General features: G+C 55.6%; 18 protein-coding genes. 10 read left to right on the top strand and 8 right to left on the bottom strand.

Translation table 11 applies throughout. From position 1 onward, the window contains the following. Positions 1-33: 33 nt before the first annotated feature. Positions 34-297 carry a hypothetical protein gene (locus A8710_RS01960; protein WP_082968595.1) on the bottom strand — a complete coding sequence of 88 codons (264 nt, stop codon included), beginning with the start codon at positions 295-297 and terminating at the stop codon, positions 34-36. 180 nt (positions 298-477) lie between these two features. Between A8710_RS01960 and A8710_RS01965 the strand changes: the two genes are divergently transcribed. From A8710_RS01965 to phoU, 5 genes are all read left to right on the top strand, one after another. Next, entirely contained in the window at positions 478-1434 is a 957-nt protein-coding gene (locus A8710_RS01965; RefSeq protein ID WP_068857743.1) for a PstS family phosphate ABC transporter substrate-binding protein, read from the top strand. A gap of 190 nt (positions 1435-1624) precedes the next feature. After that, positions 1625-3871 (top strand): ABC transporter permease subunit, encoded by a 2247-nt coding sequence (locus tag A8710_RS01970; protein WP_227512980.1) that lies wholly within the window; start codon positions 1625-1627, stop codon positions 3869-3871. A gap of 17 nt (positions 3872-3888) precedes the next feature. Next, positions 3889-5550 (top strand): phosphate ABC transporter permease PstA, encoded by a 1662-nt coding sequence (gene pstA, locus A8710_RS01975; RefSeq protein WP_068857745.1) that lies wholly within the window; start codon positions 3889-3891, stop codon positions 5548-5550. 82 nt (positions 5551-5632) lie between these two features. Beyond that, complete coding sequence (gene pstB, locus A8710_RS01980) at positions 5633-6490, top strand: phosphate ABC transporter ATP-binding protein PstB (RefSeq protein WP_068858134.1); 858 nt, start codon at positions 5633-5635, stop codon at positions 6488-6490. An 18-nt stretch (positions 6491-6508) separates the two neighbouring features. Next, the gene (phoU, locus tag A8710_RS01985; RefSeq protein WP_068857746.1) at positions 6509-7222 is read left to right on the top strand and encodes a phosphate signaling complex protein PhoU; all 714 of its coding nucleotides are present in this window, start codon (positions 6509-6511) and stop codon (positions 7220-7222) included. Positions 7223-7331: 109 nt separating this feature from the next. On the opposite strand, the gene phoR is transcribed toward phoU, so the two are convergent. The 4 genes from phoR to A8710_RS02005 form a co-directional block, all read right to left on the bottom strand. Next, positions 7332-8633: a phosphate regulon sensor histidine kinase PhoR gene (phoR, locus tag A8710_RS01990; RefSeq protein WP_068857747.1), complete on the bottom strand. Its 1302-nt coding sequence runs from the start codon at positions 8631-8633 to the stop codon at positions 7332-7334. Next, complete coding sequence (gene phoB / locus A8710_RS01995) at positions 8630-9343, bottom strand: phosphate regulon transcriptional regulator PhoB (protein ID WP_068857748.1); 714 nt, start codon at positions 9341-9343, stop codon at positions 8630-8632. Before phoB ends, phoR begins: the two co-directional genes overlap by 4 nt. 69 nt (positions 9344-9412) lie before the next feature. Continuing rightward, a complete protein-coding gene (gene ubiA / locus A8710_RS02000; RefSeq protein WP_068857797.1) occupies positions 9413-10288 on the bottom strand; it encodes a 4-hydroxybenzoate octaprenyltransferase in 876 nt (291 codons plus the stop codon). A 6-nt stretch (positions 10289-10294) separates the two neighbouring features. Then, positions 10295-10816, bottom strand: a complete 522-nt coding sequence (locus A8710_RS02005; protein ID WP_068857798.1) for a chorismate--pyruvate lyase family protein — start codon at positions 10814-10816, stop codon at positions 10295-10297. Between the two features lie 181 nt (positions 10817-10997). Here A8710_RS02005 and A8710_RS02010 point away from each other — a divergent pair, with 181 nt between their 5' ends. The 3 genes from A8710_RS02010 (at position 10998) to A8710_RS02020 (ending at position 12942) form a co-directional block, all read left to right on the top strand. Beyond that, the gene (locus A8710_RS02010) at positions 10998-11471 is read left to right on the top strand and encodes a rubrerythrin family protein (RefSeq protein WP_068857799.1); all 474 of its coding nucleotides are present in this window, start codon (positions 10998-11000) and stop codon (positions 11469-11471) included. 133 nt (positions 11472-11604) lie between these two features. Beyond that, the gene (locus A8710_RS02015; protein ID WP_068857800.1) at positions 11605-11769 is read left to right on the top strand and encodes a rubredoxin; all 165 of its coding nucleotides are present in this window, start codon (positions 11605-11607) and stop codon (positions 11767-11769) included. Between the two features lie 3 nt (positions 11770-11772). After that, complete coding sequence (locus tag A8710_RS02020; RefSeq protein ID WP_068857801.1) at positions 11773-12942, top strand: NAD(P)/FAD-dependent oxidoreductase; 1170 nt, start codon at positions 11773-11775, stop codon at positions 12940-12942. Between the two features lie 85 nt (positions 12943-13027). On the opposite strand, the gene A8710_RS02025 is transcribed toward A8710_RS02020, so the two are convergent. The 3 genes from A8710_RS02025 to A8710_RS02035 all read right to left on the bottom strand — a co-directional run bounded on the left by A8710_RS02025 (position 13028) and on the right by A8710_RS02035 (position 16903). Further along, positions 13028-13822: a tetratricopeptide repeat protein gene (locus A8710_RS02025; RefSeq protein ID WP_068857802.1), complete on the bottom strand. Its 795-nt coding sequence runs from the start codon at positions 13820-13822 to the stop codon at positions 13028-13030. A 94-nt stretch (positions 13823-13916) separates the two neighbouring features. After that, positions 13917-16010: an ATP-dependent DNA helicase RecG gene (gene recG, locus A8710_RS02030; RefSeq protein ID WP_068857803.1), complete on the bottom strand. Its 2094-nt coding sequence runs from the start codon at positions 16008-16010 to the stop codon at positions 13917-13919. Continuing rightward, positions 16007-16903, bottom strand: a complete 897-nt coding sequence (locus A8710_RS02035; protein ID WP_068857804.1) for a LysR substrate-binding domain-containing protein — start codon at positions 16901-16903, stop codon at positions 16007-16009. Before A8710_RS02035 ends, recG begins: the two co-directional genes overlap by 4 nt. Before the next feature lie 61 nt (positions 16904-16964). Here A8710_RS02035 and A8710_RS02040 point away from each other — a divergent pair, with 61 nt between their 5' ends. Further along, positions 16965-17834, top strand: a complete 870-nt coding sequence (locus A8710_RS02040) for an SDR family oxidoreductase (protein ID WP_068857805.1) — start codon at positions 16965-16967, stop codon at positions 17832-17834. 91 nt (positions 17835-17925) lie between these two features. Further along, positions 17926-19833 carry an alpha/beta hydrolase family protein gene (locus A8710_RS02045; RefSeq protein ID WP_068857806.1) on the top strand — a complete coding sequence of 636 codons (1908 nt, stop codon included), beginning with the start codon at positions 17926-17928 and terminating at the stop codon, positions 19831-19833. Positions 19834-19841 lie beyond the last annotated feature (8 nt).

A 19841-nucleotide genomic window follows, 5' to 3' on the forward strand; every position in this document is an offset into this window, starting at 1 on the left:
TGCGGCCGTCTGGTTCAACATAAAAGCGACGAATTACTTGGCGGACAAGTAAGCCTCAATGACCTCTTGGCTGTGACTGCGAACCGTCATGCCTTCGGGGCCTTCGCCAATGCGTGAAACCGATACAGCAGGCTCGCCTTGGGCTTTGAAAGCAGCGAGTTCAGGGGAGTTGGCCTGAAATACCCAGAGGCGGCCATTTTCAACATGGGCCTCAAAGCCGGCTTTATTGAAGTCTGTGTTGGCGAACGCAGCGCTGCTGATGGCCAATAAAGTGGTTAATGCTAGGCGACGAATCATCGTAAGGTTGCTCCATATCAGTAGAAGAGTTGTGCAAACAGACAGGATTCTGCGAGAGAAATATGACGAAATGACGACAGCCGGTATCGCCTAGCGGTCAAGATATTGTCATCTTATGTTCACAATTCGCCGTCAAGATTTGCACCGTAGCGAATTAACCCCCTTGCGGAGTGAGTAAAAATGAACGCGAAGACACTGATTGTTGCTATGGGCCTAGGCCTTTCCCTGTCGGCACAAGCCGCCGTGGACCCTAAACTGCCTGCTTACACGAAAACTTCTGGTGTGTCGGGTAACCTGACCAGCATTGGTTCGGACACGCTGAACAACCTGATGACACTGTGGGCTGAAGATTTCAAAAAGATGTATCCCAACATCAATATTCAGATTCAAGGTGCCGGTTCTTCCACAGCGCCACCCGCAATGACAGAGAGCACCGCTAACTTCGGCCCGATGTCGCGCATGATGAAAGGCAACGAAATTCAGGCCTTTGAAGCAGCTAAGGGCTACAAGCCAACCGCCGTTCCGGTGGCTATCGACGCGCTGGCTGTTTATGTACACAAGGACAACCCCATCAAGTCCATGAGCATGCAGGAAGTGGATGCGGTGTTCTCCTCTACACGTAAGTGTGGCCTGAGCAAGTCCGTGAACAAGTGGGGCGACCTAGGTATGACGGGTGCTTGGGGCAGCCGAGACATGCAGATTTACGGTCGTAACTCGGTGTCGGGTACTTACGGCTACTTCAAAGAAAATGCTCTGTGTAAAGGCGACTTCAAAACCAACGTTAACGAACAGCCAGGTTCTGCATCGGTTGTGCAGTCGGTTTCCGGCTCCATTAACGGCGTTGGCTACTCGGGTATCGGCTACAAGACGTCCGGCGTACGCGCTGTTCCGCTGCAGGGTAAAGACGGTGAGTTTTACGATGCAAGCGAGAAGAATGCACTTAGCGGTAACTACCCGCTGGCGCGTTACCTCTACGTATACGTCAACAAGGCGCCAAACAAGCCGCTGCCACCGCTGGAAGCTGAGTTCCTGAAGTCGGTGCTGTCGAAGCAGGGTCAAACCGTGGTTGAGAAGGACGGTTACATCCCGTTGCCAGCAAAGCAGGCTGAGAAAATTCGTAAGATGTTAGGTTTGTAATCGACGAATTTTCAACCGGTTAATGTGTGGTAAAACAAAAGGGGGCATTGCCCCCGTTTGTTTTGAAGTGCAACTGTAACAATGGCGTCTTAAAATGCCGCCAACAAACGAAGTAGACCACCTCGTCTTATAGGGTTGCGTGATGGACAAAACACCTGCGGTATCAGCCACCACTCAGAATCGGCTTTTGATGCAACGCCAACGGCGCTTCAAAGATAAGCTGGCCAACATCACGATTGGCATGGGCGGTGTGACCGTCATCTTGTCTATTCTGCTCATTTTCTTTTACTTGCTGTATGAGGTTTGGCCGCTGCTCAAAGGCAGTGACTTAACAAAAGGTAGTTCCGTGGCGTCGACCACGCCATCGCTTTACCTCGATGCTGACGAGTACAACTCCCGTGGCCTGCGTATCCAGGCCGACGGTCAATACGACGTGATTGATGCCAAGTCCGGCACGCTTTTATCGCGTAATCCCCTGCCGTTGCCTGAAGGCGTGACGGTCGCATCCATTAAAAAAGGCTCCGTGTTATCGGGGCTGATCGGCTTTGGTTTATCCAACGGCCAGCTACTCGTAGCCAAGCCTCAGTACACCACGCAATTCGATGAGGCCACGAACGCGCGTCAGGTCACTGCCTCGTTAGAGTATCCGTATGGCGAACAGCCCATTGTCATTAATGCTGATAGCCAGCCACTGACAACGTTCTATGTGCGTGGCGACGAAAGCAAACTGGTCGTGCTCGCAAAGACTTCACAGGGCTTAGAGCGTTTGACCTTTGAAATGAGCGGTGGCGAAGAAGCGGGTGGCCTGTCGCTGGGCTTCGGTGAAACAAGCGAGGGCAGTGAGGCCGCGCTCACCCAAACCGAGCGGACGCTTCTGCCCTATAGCGGCGGACCCATCACGGAAATCGTGTTGGGCCAAGACGGTGTTTGGGGCTATGTGTTCCATGATCGCAATCAGCTCGCCATTTACAGCCTGCGCAATGAGCCGGTCCTAAATCAAGAAATTACCGTGGCTGAGCCCGGCGTTGATGTGACTGCGGTGACGGCACTGCTAGGCAATATCTCGCTGATTATTGGCGATAGCCGAGGTCAGGCCAGCCAATGGTTTCAAGTACGTAAAGAAACCGCCGATGGCGAAAAGTTTGAGCTAACCAAAATTCGTGGCGTTAAGTTGGGCGATGCGCCCATCACTGCGCTGACCGGTGAGCCGGGCCGTAAAGGCTTTGTGGCGGGCGATAAAAAAGGTGTGATGTCGTATTACTACACCACTTCGCAACGCCTCATCGGGCAAGAACAGGTTTCGACGACGCCCATTCGTGTGCTGTCAGTATCGCCCCGCTCGCAAGGCATTTTAGTGCAGTCGGAAGATGCCTTTAGCTTCTGGGCGTTGGAATCTGAGCATCCCGATGTGTCGATGTCATCGCTGTGGAGCAAGGTCTGGTACGAGTCGTATCCAGAAGCTTCTTACACGTGGCAATCGTCTTCCGGCAATATTGATTTCGAGGGCAAGCTGTCTTTAATGCCGCTGACCTTTGGTACCTTCAAGGCCGCGTTCTACGCCATGGTCTTGGCAGCACCTCTGGCGATTTTTGGTGCGATGTACACCTCCATGTTCATGGCACCTGCGCTGCGCCGCAAAGTGAAGCCGACCATTGAGCTGATGGGCGCGCTGCCGACGGTTATTTTGGGCTTCTTAGCGGGCCTGTGGTTAGCACCCACTATCGAAGCTAGCCTGCCTGGTATTTTCAGCCTGTTAATTCTGACTCCACTGGGCATCTTGTTATTCGGCATGCTCTGGTCGCGACTGCCGCAAGAAAAGCGCCTGTTTAGCGAAGGTTGGACGCCAATTCTGCTGATCGTGCCGATTCTGCTGATTGGCTGGTTCTCGTTTTCTATGTCCAAGCCCATTGAAGTGGCCTTCTTCGGTGGCGATGTTCGCCTCTGGTTGGAATCTGAAACTGGTCTGAACTTCGACCAGCGCAATGCCCTGATTGTGGGTTTGGCCATGGGCTTTGCGGTGATTCCTAGCATCTACTCCATTGCCGAAGATGCGCTGTTCGCAGTGCCTCGTCATCTGACGAATGGTTCCTTGGCGCTGGGTGCTACGCAGTGGCAAACCCTAACGCGCGTGGTGCTACCCACAGCATCGCCCGGTATTTTCTCGGCCGTTATGATTGGTTTTGGTCGCGCCATTGGCGAAACCATGATCGTGCTCATGGCCACGGGTAATACGGCGGTCATGGATTGGAACATCTTCGAAGGCATGCGCACGCTGTCGGCGAACGTGGCCGTTGAAATGGGCGAGGCTGAGGTGGCATCTACCCACTTCCGCGTCTTGTTCTTGTCGGCCTTCGTGCTGTTTGTGCTGACCTTCGTGTTGAACACCGCAGCAGAAGTGGTGCGTAACCGCCTGCGTAAAAAGTACGGCTCTCTGTAAGGGAAGTGGATTGACTCATGAAAGCACGTGAATATTTTAAATCCGGAGAGGCCTACGTTTGGCTCAATGCCGGCACGGTCGCCATCTGCCTGATCATGGTGTTGGGCGTACTTGGCCTCATTGCGGTGCGCGGCTTGGGCTACTTCTGGCCGGCTGATGTGGTGCAGGCACAGTACTCGGCGCCGGGCAGCAGCCAAATTGAAACGGTTGTTGGCGAAATTTATGACAGCAAAACGGACACTGCCAAACGCCTAGCCGAATCCGGTATTGAAGTGCCCCAAGGCATCACGGCGGTGGAGCGTATTTCCATTAAGCAGGGTAATCGTGACCAAGGCCAGCCAGACTTCCGCTGGGTCTTTGCCGACACTCTGAGCAATGTGAAATACCCAGAAGACATCGTGGTGTTGGAGCGCTTTGAGTGGGGTAGCTTCTATGGCCGCCTAAAGTCGGTGAGCGAGAATGGCACCGAAGTCGCATCAGGCCCCGCCGCGTGGGACGCGCTGCAAGATCGCTTGGATCGTAGCAATGATTTGCTGGCGGACATGACCGCCATTGAAAAGGGTGAGATTGGTAGCATCAACTTCGCCCTAGAATCTCTGCGTCTGGAAGAGAAGCGTCTGCAACTGGAAAACGCGCTCACAGAGGCGGAAGTTGCTCGTATTGCCTCTGAGCGTGATGCCCTGAATACCCGTTACGCCAAACTCGCCGAACAACTGGATGCCTTAAAGCAGCAGGGCACGCGCGACAGCGCGACCTTCGTGACGCCGCAAGGCAACGAAGTGGATATTTCACTGAATAAAATTGTTGCCGCCACGCAGCCGAACGCCATGAACGTGCTCGAGAAGCTCGGCCACTACTTTAAGAACCTCTGGCACTTTTTGTCTGGCGACCCGCGTGAAGCCAACACCGAGGGTGGCATTTTCCCTGCCATCTTTGGCACCGTGCTGATGGTGTTGTTGATGACGGTGCTGGTCACGCCGTTGGGCGTGATCGCGGCAATTTATCTGCGTGAATACGCTAACCAGGGCATGGTTACGCAAATCGTCCGAATCTCGGTAAACAATCTCGCCGGTGTGCCATCCATCGTTTATGGCGTGTTTGGCTTGGGCTTCTTCGTGTACTTCTTGGGCGGCAATATTGATGCCCTGTTCTACCCCGAAGCCTCGCCAGCGCCTGTATTCGGCACGCCAGGCCTGCTTTGGGCGGCCATCACCCTGGCCTTGCTGACTTTGCCGGTGGTGATTGTATCGACCGAGGAAGGCTTGTCGCGTATTCCGCGTGCGCTTAAGGAAGGCTCGTTGGCACTGGGTGCAACCAAGGCTGAAACCTTGTGGCGCGTCATTCTGCCCATGGCAACGCCCTCGATTTTGACCGGTGTTATTCTGGCAATTGCCCGTGCAGCTGGTGAAGTAGCGCCGCTGATGCTGGTGGGTGTGGTGAAGCTGGCTCCCACACTGCCACTCGACATGAATGCACCGTTCCTGCATCTCGAGCGTAAGTTTATGCACTTGGGCTTCCATATCTACGACGTCGGTTTCCAGAGCCCCAACGTTGAAGCGGCACGTCCGCTGGTTTACGCCACCGCGTTCCTGCTGGTGACGGTGGTGGTTGCGCTTAACCTATCGGCAATCAGCCTGCGTAACCGTTTGCGTGAAAAGTACAAGGCCCTGGAAAACTAATTAGGACGGCTGGTGGAGACACCAGCCATCACAACCTGACAGAATCCTGAGAAGAGCGATGAGTTTCGATATGGACAAGCCCATGACTAATGACACCCCAGTAACTGCAAGCAAGGGTTACAACATGACTGGCAACGACGATGGCGCAATGGGTCGTACCAGCCGCCATCTGCAGTTAGGCAGCGAAGAAGTGTGTGTGGAAACACACAATCTGAACTTGTTCTACGGCGACAAGCAGGCGCTCTTCGACGTCAACATGAAGATTCCGAAAAAGCGCGTGACAGCATTCATCGGCCCGTCCGGTTGCGGTAAGTCGACGCTGTTGCGTACCTTCAACCGCATGAATGATCTGGTTGATGGCTGCCGCATCAATGGCGAAATCAAGCTCGATGGCCAGAACATTTTTGACCGTTCGGTAGACATCACCGATTTGCGTCGTCGTGTTGGGATGGTGTTCCAAAAAGCCAACCCATTCCCGAAGACGATCTATGAAAACGTCGCATATGGTCTGCGTTTGCAAGGCCAAAACAATAAGCGTGTGCTCGACGAAGTGGTGGAAAACTCGCTGAAAGGCGCGGCCCTCTGGGACGAAGTGAAAGACCGTTTGAACGAGTCTGCGCTTGGCCTGTCTGGTGGACAGCAGCAGCGTTTGGTCATTGCCCGCGCCATTGCTGTAGAGCCCGAAGTGCTGTTGCTCGATGAGCCCTGTTCGGCACTAGACCCGATTTCCACGCTGAAAGTGGAAGAGCTTATTCATGAGCTGCGTGAGCGCTTCACCATCCTCATCGTGACGCACAACATGCAACAAGCTGCGCGTGTGTCCGATTACACTGCCTTTATGTACCTCGGTAAGATGGTGGAGCACGGTGATACCGATACGCTCTTCACCAACCCGAAAAATAAACAAACCGAAGACTACATCACCGGCCGTTACGGTTAATAAGGCGGAGCTAAGACCATGCAAAGCAAAGATTACGCTCACCACATTTCCGGCCAGTACAACGCAGAGCTGGAGGAAGTTCGTACCCACTTCCTCGCCATGGGTGGTCTGGTCGAAAAGCAAGTTACTGACAGCATTAACGCCTTGCTGGATGCCGACTCGGCACTGGCGGCATCGGTGCAAGACAATGACCGTCGCATCAACCAGATGGAGTCGGGCATTGACGAAGAAATTATCCGTATTTTGGCGCGTCGCCAGCCAGCGGCATCCGATTTGCGCATGATTATCGCCATTGGTAAATCCATTACCGACCTTGAGCGCATGGGCGATGAAGCTGCGAAGATCGCGCGCGCAGCCCTTTCGCTGTGCGAAGAAGGCGAGTCGCCGCGTGGCTACCTGGAATGTCGTCACATCGGCAATCAGGTGCGCTTAATGATTCACGAAGCGCTTGATGCGTTCGCGCACTTCGATGCCAATCAGGCCTTCAAGGTCATGCAGGCCGATGCCGAAATCGATATCGAGTACAAGACCGCTACGCGTGCGCTGGTGACTTACATGATGGAAGACCCACGCGCTATTTCGCGCGTGCTCAATGTCATGGGCGTATTGCGTTCGCTGGAGCGCATTGGCGACCACGCCCGCAATATCTCCGAGCAGTTAATCTTCTTGGTGAAGGGTGCGGATGTGCGTCACAGCAGCTATGAGCAGGTGCAACGCAAGCTCGAAAACTAAGTGCGTTAAAAAAACCGGCGATCGTATCGCCGGTTTTTTTATGCCCTTAAAACGGGATGGCGCTGTCATGAAACTGCATGGGGGCCTCGTGCGCTTGGCGAAGGAAAAGTCAGTGTTCGATAGTTCCAGCAATAACCGATGAGGGGAAGATGCAGCTGAAACGCGAGCCTTTGCCCAGGTCGGAGTGAATATCGAGATGTCCTTTATGCTGCATCAACACATGCTTAACGATAGCCAGCCCCAGACCCGTACCGCCGGTCGCTGAGCTGCGGGCGGCATCGGCGCGATAGAAGCGTTCGGTGAGGCGAGGCACATGAACAGGGTCAATACCAATGCCGTTATCGCTAACGCGGAAGTACGCGCCTTGGCTGTCAGACCACCAGCGCACATGAATCAGGCCGTTGTCTGGCGTGTACTTAACGGCATTGGTGACCAGGTTGGAAAAGGCCGAGCGCAAGTCGGCTTCGCGTCCCAGCAGACACAGGCCGTCCTCAACTTCCAGCGTCACACTTTGACCTTTGGGCTTGGCCATCGCCTCGGCATCGTGATGGATTTGGCGCAGCAGTCTAGGCACATCAACCCATTGCGGTTCGCGATCTTCCGGCTGGCTCTCTAAGCGAGACAGCATGAGTAGGTCATTCACCAGGTTATTCATGCGCGTGGCTTGCTGCTGCATTTGGCTCAATGCACGCGTCCAGCGCGGCGCGAAATCTTCGATCTGATCGTTGAGCGTTTCTAAGTAACCACTGAGCACGGTTAGTGGAGTTCTTAACTCATGCGACACGTTTGCGACAAAATCTTTGCGCATTTGTTCGAGGTTATGCAGGCGCGTGATGTCGTACACAATCATGAGCCTGTCGTTATCACCGAAGCGGGTAATTTCGAATTGCAGTTGCTGCCCCGGCGTTCGCGGCGATGCCATTTTTAGGCCTTCTTCATAGGGGCCGTGTTGGAAGTAGCGATTAAAGCTGGGCGTACGAATGAGGTTAAGGATGGGTTGGCCTCGGTCTCGCGGGCGTATGCCCAGCAAGGCTTGCGCGGCGGGGTTCCACCACTCCAAATTACCCGCACTGTCGATGAGTGTGACGGCCTCTTCAAGGGCTGAAACCGACGCGCGCGCGCGCTCGATAATATTGAGCAGATTGTCGCGTGATCGACGCTCATTGCGACGCAGCTGATAAATGTCCTGAAAGACTTCATCCCAGCTGCCTTTACTGTCTGGAACGTCTTGCTCCGGGTTGCGCAACCACTCACGTAAACGCTCAAGATCGCGCAGTGAGCGCCAGAGAAATAACACCAAGACGGCGGCAACTGTCCATCCGGCAATACCAAAAAACCAGCCGACCGCGCCTGCAGCAACGATGGCTAACAGGAGCTCACTGGTTTCGCGTTCGGGGAGATATCGCTTCACGGCGCCTCAGCGCGATCCTCGACTTGCGTCGAGAAGCGGTAGCCGGTGCCGCGAACAGTCTGAATAAAGCGTTCGAAGCCGAAGGGCTCCAGCGCTTTGCGCAGACGGCGGATATGAACATCAATGGTCCGGTCTTCAACATAGACATTGCCGCCCCAGACCTGATCGAGCATCTGTGTGCGCGTGTAGGCACGCTCGGGGTGGCTCATGAAAAAGGCCAGCAGACGGTATTCGGTTGGGCCCATTTCCACGGGCTTGTCGTGCGCGGTAATCCGGTGGCTGACCGGGTCGAGCTTCAGGCCTTCAACCTCAATCGCCTTCTCCTGGTTCAATGCGCTGGAGCGGCGAAGTACGGCCTTAATTCGCGAGATCAACTCACGGGTTGAGAACGGCTTGGTGATGTAGTCGTCGGCGCCGGCATCCAGGCCCTGGATCTTGTTGTCTTCCTCGCCGCGCGCGGTGAGCATGATGATGGGGATTTCACTGGTGTTCTCGTCGCGCTTGAGGCGACGCGCCAGCTCGATGCCGGTCATGCCGGGCAACATCCAGTCGAGCAAAATCAGGGCAGGGCGCTCATCGACGACCAGGTGATGTGCTTGCAGGGCATCTTCGGCCTCAATGCACTCAAAGCCGGCTAAATCCAGGGCGATAGCGATCATCTCGCGGATAGCGGCTTCATCATCGACGATTAAAATGCGTTCGTTTTTCATGTGACGGTTTACCGTGAGTGAAGTGACACTCTCATTACACGCAGATTTCATGACGGAAATATTACTATTTCATGTCGTGGCGTGAAAAAGCCATCCGCCCAAGAGTGCGATAAAAACGACCAATCCGACAATATGGTTATTTTTGAACGCATCCAAGCAGGTTTGGGGTTCTCGAGCGCGAGTTTGCCATGCCTGCAAAGCAAACAGTATGAAAGCGGCCAGCAGGCCCGCATACCAAGGCCAGCCTAGGCTGAGCTGTTGCCCCAGCAGGAGCAAGCCGACTAAAAACAGGCCTTGCAGCAGGCCAACCATGAGCAAGTCGAGCTCACCAAACAAAATGGCGGTGGATTTGATTCCCGCTTTCAGGTCATCGTCGCGATCACACATCGCGTATTGTGTGTCGTAGGCCACAGTCCAGGCTAGGTTGGCACTGTATAGCAGCCAGCACAGGGCATCGGGTGATTTGCCTTGGGCCACAAAGGCCATTGGGATGGCCCACGAAAACGCGGCGCCTAAGACCACTTGCGGTAAATAGGTGTAGCGCTTCATAAACGGATACAGCGTGGCTAAGGCCAATGCGCCAAAAGACCAATAAAACGTTTCGCGATTTAGCCAGAGCAGCAGCGAGGCGCTGAGGCCGACTAAGAGCGCAAACAGCAGCAGGGCCTCTTTCGCACTGACACGGCCGGTGACCAGTGGACGATCTGCCGTCCGTGCAACTTCGCCATCCCAATGCCGATCGGCATAGTCGTTAATGACACAGCCGGCGGAGCGCATAAACACCACGCCTAGGGTGAAAATCAGCACGATAGACAGGCTGGGATGGCCGTCGCCTGCAATCCAGACGGCCCACAGCGTAGGCCAGAGCAACAGCCAAATGCCGATGGGGCGATCGAGTCGCATGAGGGCAATAAAATCGGGCAGGCGCGAAGCGAAAGAGGCCATAGCGAGTCAGTCCAAAAGCGCAGGTAAAAAGGCCTCTGCGACCAAGACCGGATGGCCTTGCAGAGACAGGCGTGATCGCCTCGCCCAGCATAATTGATTCCGCAACAGAATTTGCGCACAAGCAATGTCGCCGCGAACCAATTGCGGGTTGCGGAAAAGAACGCTGCCCAGAGATTGATTGCCCAGCCGCGTTAAGCGTCGCCCCATGCCGATGAGGCTGCTGCGCGGCAAAATGGAGCGGGCCTGAACCCACACGTCGTTCTGGCAGATCAGTTGAACCTCACGAATCCACGCCAATTGGCCAGCAGCCAAACCCAATTGCGCCCGCTCTTCGCGATGCGGCAGCGCCCAGCCCTCGTGTAAAACGCGTACGCGTAGTTGGCCCTGCGCTTTGCGTTGCAGGCGCGCGGTGAGCGAGCCGGGCTCCTTGAGCCAGCTTCGCCATTGCGTGGGGGGAGCAATTTGCCAGTGCCGTGTCGACGGAAGCCAGAGCGCTGGGTGATGCCAATGCGTGCGGTGTTTTTGCATGATGGCGCGAGCATGACGATGTGTTTCAGGGGACGCAAGCTAACGAAGCTTATAGCCATAGCCATTGGCTATCATTTAATTATAAATAATATATTTTCTATTGTTTTTGGGTCTGGTTAAAGTGCCCTTGTACCGAGCAGCTAGCCCCTGTTCGCAGCCGATTCTACGAGGAGTATGCAGCATGAAAATCAACGTTACCGTGACCGGGAAAAACTTGGAAGCCGCTTTCGCTGGCGAGTCGATGGCCTTCATGAAGTACAGCTACTTTGCCAAAGTGGCTCGTGCCATGGGCGATGAAGCCACTGCCGCCGCGTTTGAGGAAACAGCGAAACAGGAAATCCAGCACGCCTTTGGTCACCTCGATATTCTCTATCCCAAAGAAACGCTCACGCCCGCCAACATGTTGGAAACGGCGATTGCCGGTGAGACCTACGAGTACACCGAAATGTACCCTAAGTTTCGCGAAACCGCGGTGGCGGAGAACAACGCCGATGCCATCCAAGAGTTTAGCGAGCAGATTGCTGAGTCGCAGGAGCACGCCCAGTGGTTCCAGCAGGCGCTGCTAAAAGCCGAGAAGCGTTTTGCCGCGCTGGCTAAGGTCGAAGAGCGCCATGCCAATCACTACAAGCAGGTGTTGGCGAACGTTCAAGCATGACAGTGTTTGATGTAAGGGTTTGATGTAACATAGCGCGCCGAATTGCATGTGCCAGCTGGCGCGCGTACCGTATCGACGCTGTCACAGTGGCGATCATAAATCCGAAACGAATTTGATGAATCAGGGGTAAATCATGAAGAAGTGGCAATGCATCGTATGTGGTTTCATTTATGACGAAGCCGTAGGCATGCCGTGGGACGGCGTTCCCGCCGGAACCTCGTGGAATGACATTCCAGCAGATTGGCTGTGCCCAGACTGTGGCGTGGGTAAAGATGACTTTGAAATGGTGGAGATCTAAGTCATGCGCCCGTTAATCATCCTCGGTACAGGTCTGGCCGGTTACACGCTGGCCCGTGAATACCGCAAGCTCAATGCCGAGCGCGAGCTCGTGCTGATTTCGCAGGATGATGGGCGCAGCTACTCCAAGCCCATGCTGTCGAACGGACTGAGCAAGGGCAAAACGGCAGATGCTATTGCGATGGCATCCGCCGCAGACATGGCCACGCAACTGAAGGCGACCGTGCATGCGCATGTCGCCGTCACCGCGATTGACCGTGCCGCTCAGACGATCACCGTTCAGGCCGCCGACGGCAGCAGCGAAACGCTGGCCTATGGTGACCTCGTGCTGGCGGTAGGCGCTGACGTTTTCCGTCCACCACTGGGTGGTAACGGCGGCGAGCGCGTCTACACGGTTAACGACTTGGAAGACTACGCTCGTTTCCGTGCTGCTATTGGTGAGAGCGGTAAGCGCGTACTCATTATTGGTGGCGGTCTGATTGGTTGTGAATTTGCCAATGACTTGTCCGCCAGTGGTTTTGCGGTGGAGCTGGTCGAGCCTATGGGTCGCCCATTACCGACGTTACTGCCCGAGCGCGCCTCGGCAGCGGTGGCGGAAGGTTTGCGTTCCCTCGGTGTGAACTTCCATTTTGCAGGTGTGACAGCGGTCGATCTGGCCGGTGATGGCGTGAGCGTCACGCTATCGGATGGAAAGTCCGTCGCAGCCGATGTGGTGCTCTCTGCCATTGGTTTGCGCCCGCGTGTTGCGTTAGCTCAGGCCGCAGGTCTAGAGACGGCTCGCGGTATCGTGACCGATCGTTTGCTGCGTACCAGCGACGAGCACATCTATGCGTTAGGTGATTGCGCCGAGGTGTCCGGTAAAGTGCTGATGTATGTGTTGCCGCTAATGGCCGCAGCACGTGCTTTGGCCAAAACCTTGGCCGGTGAAGCCACGCCGGTGAGCTACCCCGCCATGCCGGTACAAATCAAGACACCGATTTGCCCGATTGTAGTCTCGCCAGTGGCCCCGAATACCGAAGGTGCTTGGGAAGTGGAAGCGGATGGTGCCAATGTGAAAGCCAGCTTCCGGGCGGCTAATGGCGACCTGCTGGGGTTTGCCTTAACGGGTAGCTATGCCACCGATATGAAAGTGAAATCGGAAATGGCCAAGGCGCTGCCAGCAATTTTGGCTTAAGCCCACCGCGGAACCATCAGTCCGCGGGAACCGTCAGTGAAAATGCCGGCATGTGCCGGCATTTTTTATGCAGAGGGGAAGCGGGTTAGCGCTGCTCTGCAGCCCCGGCTTGCTTGTACAGCGTGCGGGCACGATCAATGTCTTGCTCCACGCCATCCCCTGTTAAGTACATATCGCCTAAGCGTGACATGGCTTTGGCATAGCCTTGATTCGCCGCTTGCTCAAACCAACGGGCAGCCTTGCGGCGATTCTGACGAACCCCTTCACCGTTGTAATACATCTGCGCCAAGTTAAATTGTGCTTCTACGACGCCTTGATCGGCAGCCTCTTCATACCAGTCCGCGGCCTTGCCTTTGTCCTGCGGTACACCAACACCTTGGTCATACATCAGGCCTAGGTTGTTTTGCGCGAGGGCTGAGCCTCGTTTTGCTGCACGGGTGAGTAGCTCTGCGGCTTTGCGGCGATCCTGGGGAAGACCCTTGCCCTCGTAGTAAGACATGCCTAGGGCGTAGAGGGCTGGCGGGTAGTTTTGCTCAGCAGCCAGACGGAACCAGGTGTTGGCCACTTTATAGTCGCGCTCCACACCTAAGCCGCTGAAATACAGCGCACCTAGGTTGTATTGCGCACGATCTAAGCCTTGTTTAGCCGACTTGGTAAACCACTCGGCTGCTTTAGTGCGATTACGCACCAAGCCATCGCCGTTGTAGTAAAAAATAGCAAAGTTGTATTGAGCTTCGGGAGAGCCGCGCTGGGCCTCCAAGCGAGTTTGCGCCAAGGAGACGGTGCTGCGATCACCTTTGATGCTAGGGGCAGCATACGCCACCGAAATGCCTGCACATAAGCAGAGCATCACTAAGCGATTCAAACGCGATAGGGGCATATCGTCATCCATTGAACAAAAGTACGATTAACAATTTACCAATCGATAGTCGGCACGGGAAGTGCAAAGCCCATGCATTGTGTTGGAATTGTGTTTAAACGGTCGCGTAATGGTCTTTTTCTGCAACCCAGCGTTGCAGGAGTGCTTGCTCAAGTCTAGCGTTATCTCGCATGAGGTGTTCTGCCAGCACGCGAGCCGGTTCTAGCAAGTGTTGATCACGCAGCAAATCCGCCATGCGAAAACTGATATCTCCGGTTTGGCGAGTACCCAGCACCTCGCCAGGACCGCGCAAACTAAGGTCTTTTTCTGCAATGACAAAACCATCTTGCGAGTCGCGCAGAATTTGCAGGCGTTCGCGTCCGAGGCCGGATAACGGGGTTTGATAAAGCAGAACGCAGAAGCTTGCCGCCGATCCTCGACCCACACGCCCGCGTAATTGATGGAGCTGAGACAGACCTAAGCGCTCCGGATTTTCAATCACCATGAGACTGGCGTTGGGCACATCCACGCCAACCTCAATGACGGTGGTGGCGACGAGCACGGCTATCTGACCACTCGCGAAGGCGGCCATGATGGCGGCCTTGTCAGCCGCTTTGAGCTGGCCATGAATTAAGCCAATGGCGAGATGGGGCAGAGACTCCCGCAGCAAATCAGCCGCGACCTCTGCGGCTTGCGCTTGGATTTGTTCATTGTCTTCAATCAATGTGCACACCCAATACACCTGCTGGCCACTGGCGACATGATGGGCAATACGCGTAATCAGGTCGTCGCGTCGGGTGGCGGGAAGCACGACGGTCTGGATGGGTTGTCGGCCCGGTGGCAAGCCCTGAATCACGGATGTATCGAGATCGCCATAGGCGCTCATGGCCAGCGTGCGCGGAATGGGGGTGGCTGTCATGATGAGCTGATGGGGTGCGAATCCGCTGGCCAGGCCGCGTCGGGTCAGCGCTAAGCGTTGCTCAACACCGAAGCGATGTTGCTCATCAATAATCACTAAACCTAATCGGGCGAATTGCACGCTGTCTTGAAACAGGGCATGCGTGCCGGTGACCAGGCGGCACTCGCCCGAAGCGATGCTGTTGAGCTGAGTCTGTCGCGCCTTGCCGGTGACTTTGCCGGCCAGCCATCCCACCGGAATGCCCAAGGGCTCGAACCAACTTTGAAAGCGCTGGCGATGTTGCTCTGCCAGAATTTCCGTGGGGGCCATGATGGCCACTTGGTAACCAGCGGCGAGTACCGGGCAGGCAGCGAGTGCGGCTACCACGGTTTTGCCAGAGCCTACATCCCCTTGAACCAAGCGCAGCATAGGCGTGGGTTGTTGCAGATCGTGTCGAATTTCGTGCAGTACCGTCTGCTGACCGTGGGTCAGTTGAAAGGGCAGTTGGTGAAGAAACTGTTCACTGAGTTGGGCGCTGTCGGTGCAGGCAGGCGCGGGCCACTGTCGTTGACGCTGGCGCCGTTGCAGCAGACTGAGCTGATGTGCCACCAGCTCCTCGAAGGCTAATCGTTGTTGCGCAGGATGCTCGCCCGCAAGCAAGCGACGGCGGTCGCTATCGAGCGGTGGCGCATGCACATAGCGCAGGGCATCGGCCAAGGTCCAACCGCCGCTGCTGCGCGCGGGCAGCACATCCACCAGTGCATCGGTTTGATCCAGCAGGGGCAGGGCTCGTGCCATTAGCTCCCGCAATCGGCGTTGCGTCAGGCCATCCACCAACGGGTAAATCGGCGTGAGCGTGGCGGTCAGGCCGGACTCGGGCGACGCCGTTTCTTCACTCAGGAACTCGACTTCAGGATGCACCATTTCTGGCCCTAGCGGGCCCAGGCGCACCTCACCAAAAACGCGTACGCGCAGACCTGGCCGGTAGCTTTCTTTTTGACTTTGACGGAAATGGTAAAAGCGCAGGGTGAGTCCGCCCGTGTGGTCACGCAGACGAACGAGCAAGGCGCGGCGGCGACCGAGTGCGATATCCGCGAGCTTCACTTCGCCTTCGGCCAAGGTGGTCATGCCAGGAATCAACGCGCCGAAGGGCGTGATTTGACTACGGTCTTCGTATTGGCGAGGGAGAAGAAACAGCAGGTCTTCAACCGTATTAATGCCTAGTTTCGCGAGCTTTTCAGCCAGCGCCGGGCCTACGCCACGGAGTTGACGCATGGGCAGCGAGTGAAGAAAACCGCTGGCCGATGTCATGTGAGACGAACAGCGCCCGGGAGTTGCAACGATTGCAAGGCTTGTGTGAGTGCCTCTAAGGCGCGCCGACGCGGGAAGCGGTAGCGGCTGGCAAGTACGATTTGGCGCATAGGGGCAGGTTTGAGCGGCCGAGAAATAACGTCGTCGTCTACTAGGTAAGGTTCGGCAATAGCCGGGATAAACGTGCTGCCCAGGCCGTTGGCAACCATATGACGCAGCGTCATGAGCGAGCTGCCGGTACGGATGCTGCCGGCGGCACTGCTCAGGGCACAAGTCTCTAGCACTTGGTCTCGGAAGCAATGGCCTTCACCGAGCATCAAGAGCGGGCTGTTACTGACCTCACTACTATTAATGCTGCGGCGTTTCGCCCAAGGGTGTTGCGCCGACATTAACAAGCTAAAGGGCTCTTCAAACAAGGCCACGACACGCGTCTCCGGTGGCTCGAAGGGCAGAGCCACCAGAATGGCGTCTAAGTCGCCATTGGCGAGTTGTTGATCAAGCACATGGGTATAGTTTTCTTCTAAATACAGCTTTAAAGGGCTGGCATTGGCTCTGAGTTGCCGTATTAAGGCCGGAAATAAGTAGGGCCCCAGCGTAAAAATGGCGCCGACACGCAGGGGTTCGGCAAATTCGTCTCTGGCCTGATTGGCAAGATGCGTGAGTGCTTCCGCTTCATTTAGCACCACTTGCGCTTGGGCAATGACGGCTTCGCCGGCAGGTGTGACGAGAACCCCATGACGATGGCGTTCGAATATACTCAAATTGAGCGATTCTTCGAGTTTGCGAATGGCCACCGACAGCGTCGGTTGCGCCACATGGCAACGCTCAGCCGCGCGGCCAAAATGGCGCTCTTGGGCTAAGGTGACTAAATAACGAAGCTCGGTCAGTGTCATGGGCCATCACACGAATTGGTTTCAATGAACAGTAGCCAAAACCTATGAGTTTGGGAATTCTATGGCAAGAATATTAATCGTGGGTGCGGGCGATGTGGGTGGCCGCGTTGCGGTGCTTTTGGCCGAGCAGGGCCATCGTGTTTGGGCGTTACGTCGGTCCATGCCCGAACAACGGCAGCCTCTAGCGGGCGTGCAAACACTGGTCGCTGATGTCACACGCCCAGAAACCCTGACGCAGTTGCCAGAGAACCTAGACGTGATCATTACGGCCCTGAGCCCAGGTGAGTCCGGCGAAGCGGCGTACCGTCGAGTGTATGTGGAAGGCACACGTCATCTGCTTCAGGCCCTAGAAGGGCAGAACGTGATTCGTCACTTTTGGGTGTCATCAACCAGCGTCTACGGCGAACAAAATGGCGGTTGGATCGATGACAACACGCCTGTCGATGCCAGCAGCCCAACCACCGACGCGCTAATTGCTGCGGAAGCGGTGGCCAAGGCATCGTCAATCCCGTGCACCCTGGTGCGCTTTGGCGGGCTGTATGGTCCGGGGCGGCATTGGTTATTGCGTTGGGTTAGTTCGGGGCGCGCCATGCAGTCACAGCCGCCGGTGTGGAGCAATCGCATACACGTGGAGGATGCCGCAGGCTTTCTAGCCCATCTCGCGATGCTGGCCTTGCGTGGCGAAACACTGCACGACACTTATATCGGCGTGGATGATGCGCCCAGTGCGCAGCATGAGGTACTGACTTGGCTGGCGCAGCAGCTGGGCTGCGCGGTGCCTCCTGAAGTGACTGAAATCAGCGCCCAGAGGGGAAAGCGACTGCGCAATACTCGATTACGTGCCAGTGGCTATGCACTGCGTTACCCGAGTTTTCGAGAGGGCTATTTGCAGGTGCTGTTGCAGGTATTGGCAGCTCGAGAAGCGCATTAACATTTCTTTGATGGCTCGATTAAGGCAATCGCATTACCATCCCGCCACATAAATAAAACAATTTGGCTATTTCTGGCCAGTGAGGGGCAGTATGCAGTTGCGCATGATTTCCGCAGCACTTGTGGCGTTATCACTTTATGGGTGTGGCAGCGGCTCTGAAAATAAGCCAGATCCTCAGGGTGAAACGGGGGCTAAATCGGAGCGTGTGGCGAGCTTCAAGGTGCCCAATCGGACGCAGCAAACGCCAGAAAATGCCAACGAAGCTTCGTGTGCCCGTAAAGCTAATTTAACGGGTGGCCGCCATCATCAAGTGAAATTGACCTCGGCCAGTGGCAAGGTCATTAGCTTTGAAGTCATTGAACCAAAAGTCATTAACTGTACGGAGGGTAACCCCCTCGTCCTTCAAGGTCACGGCTTTGGCGGCTCGCGTACGATTGACCCCGCCGGTACGTTTCTCGAGCGCCTACAAAACAACGGTTATGCCGTTATTAGTATTGACCAGCGTGGCTTTGGTGAAAGCACGGGCACCGTGCGCGTCATGGACCCCAATGCCGAAGGTAAAGATCTGCTGCAAATCTTGGATTGGGCCGAGAAAAATCTCGATTATCTGGCGCAAGACACCACGGATAATGTGAACTTCAACCTAGTTGCCGGCTCTACTGGCGGCAGTTATGGCGGCATGTATCAAATGTTGATTCACAACATGGATCCTAAGCAGCGACTGGATGCATTAACGCCGGACATTACCCCGCATGATTTGCGTTATAGCCTGAATCCCAACAGCACCATTAAGTCGGCTTGGGTGGCTCTGTTAGCCGTGGGTGGAGAAGCAGGTGCGAGCGAGAAACTAATTGGCGGCTTAGATCCGGTGTTAAAAGAAACGCTGCTGCGCGGTGCCGCAACCAACACGATACACGCGGGCGCGCTGCCATTCTTCTATTACCACAGCGTGCGTTACTTTACGGACGCTAAGCCTGCGAGCGCACAGGAGCCCATGGACTTCCTGGGGGCTCCCTTGAGTGATCTATTAACCTACGAAGTGCCCGCAACCAAACCAAAGCCGGTGAGCATTCTGTTTTCGCAAGGCATGCGCGATACCTTATTTGACTTCAACAATGGTTGGGACAATTTCCAAGCGTACAAGGCGCTTGGCGGCGACGTCCGTTTGATGACACATGAGTCCGGTCATATTTTGCCGGGTACGCAAACGATCTTGGCGCAAGCGGGGCCGTTAGGTGACGCAGTCAATCAGATCACTGATCAGCTAAATGGTGCCGGGCTGAGTACGGTGGAGCTGCAGAAGCCGTCAGGCGCTAATGCTTGCGGAGGCCTAGATCGCTTTGATCTGACCCTGGCCTTCCTCAATGAAAAGCTGAATCCGCCCAACAAAGTCGCCAGCTCTGCCGCCATTGTGGCGGGTTTGGATAGGCTGAAAAGTCAGGTGTGTTTATCACTGGACGATAAAAAAGCGGCTTGGGTAAATGCAGACCAAATTGCAGACAAAAACTTGGTCAAAGCAGTTCCCATTCCAGCCACCACCTTGCCGGTGGCCAATTCCTTATTGGGCCTGACCAGTCTGCTACAACCCACGTTTATTCCGCTGGCAAACCTGCCCGCAGCGCGCCGCACGGTGGCGGGCATTGGCCAGCTAAAAATTAAACTAGCCTCGATACTGCCGGTTGATGGCTGTGCATTCGCAGGCTCTCTGCCGCCGGAATTCCCCATCAAGGGCTGTGATGCAATTGTCTATATTGGTTGGGGTGCAAAGTCTGGCTCAGCCGCGCCGCGCTTACTCGATGAGCAAGTCGTACCGGTACGTGGGCTGGGCGATCACACCATCAGAATGGTGGGCGTTGCTGACGAGTTGGCCGCTGACGAGAGCTTGGGCTTGCTGGTTTATGGCTACCACTTGCAGTATTTAACCAGTATTTCGCGTGACCTCTTGGTGCCCGCGGTGACGGTGAGTGGCACGGTGGACGTGCCACTGCTAAACCCGTAACCGCTGGG

This window comes from Perlucidibaca aquatica (assembly GCF_001676655.1).
In the GTDB taxonomy this organism is placed as follows: Bacteria; Pseudomonadota; Gammaproteobacteria; order Pseudomonadales; family Moraxellaceae; genus Perlucidibaca; species Perlucidibaca aquatica.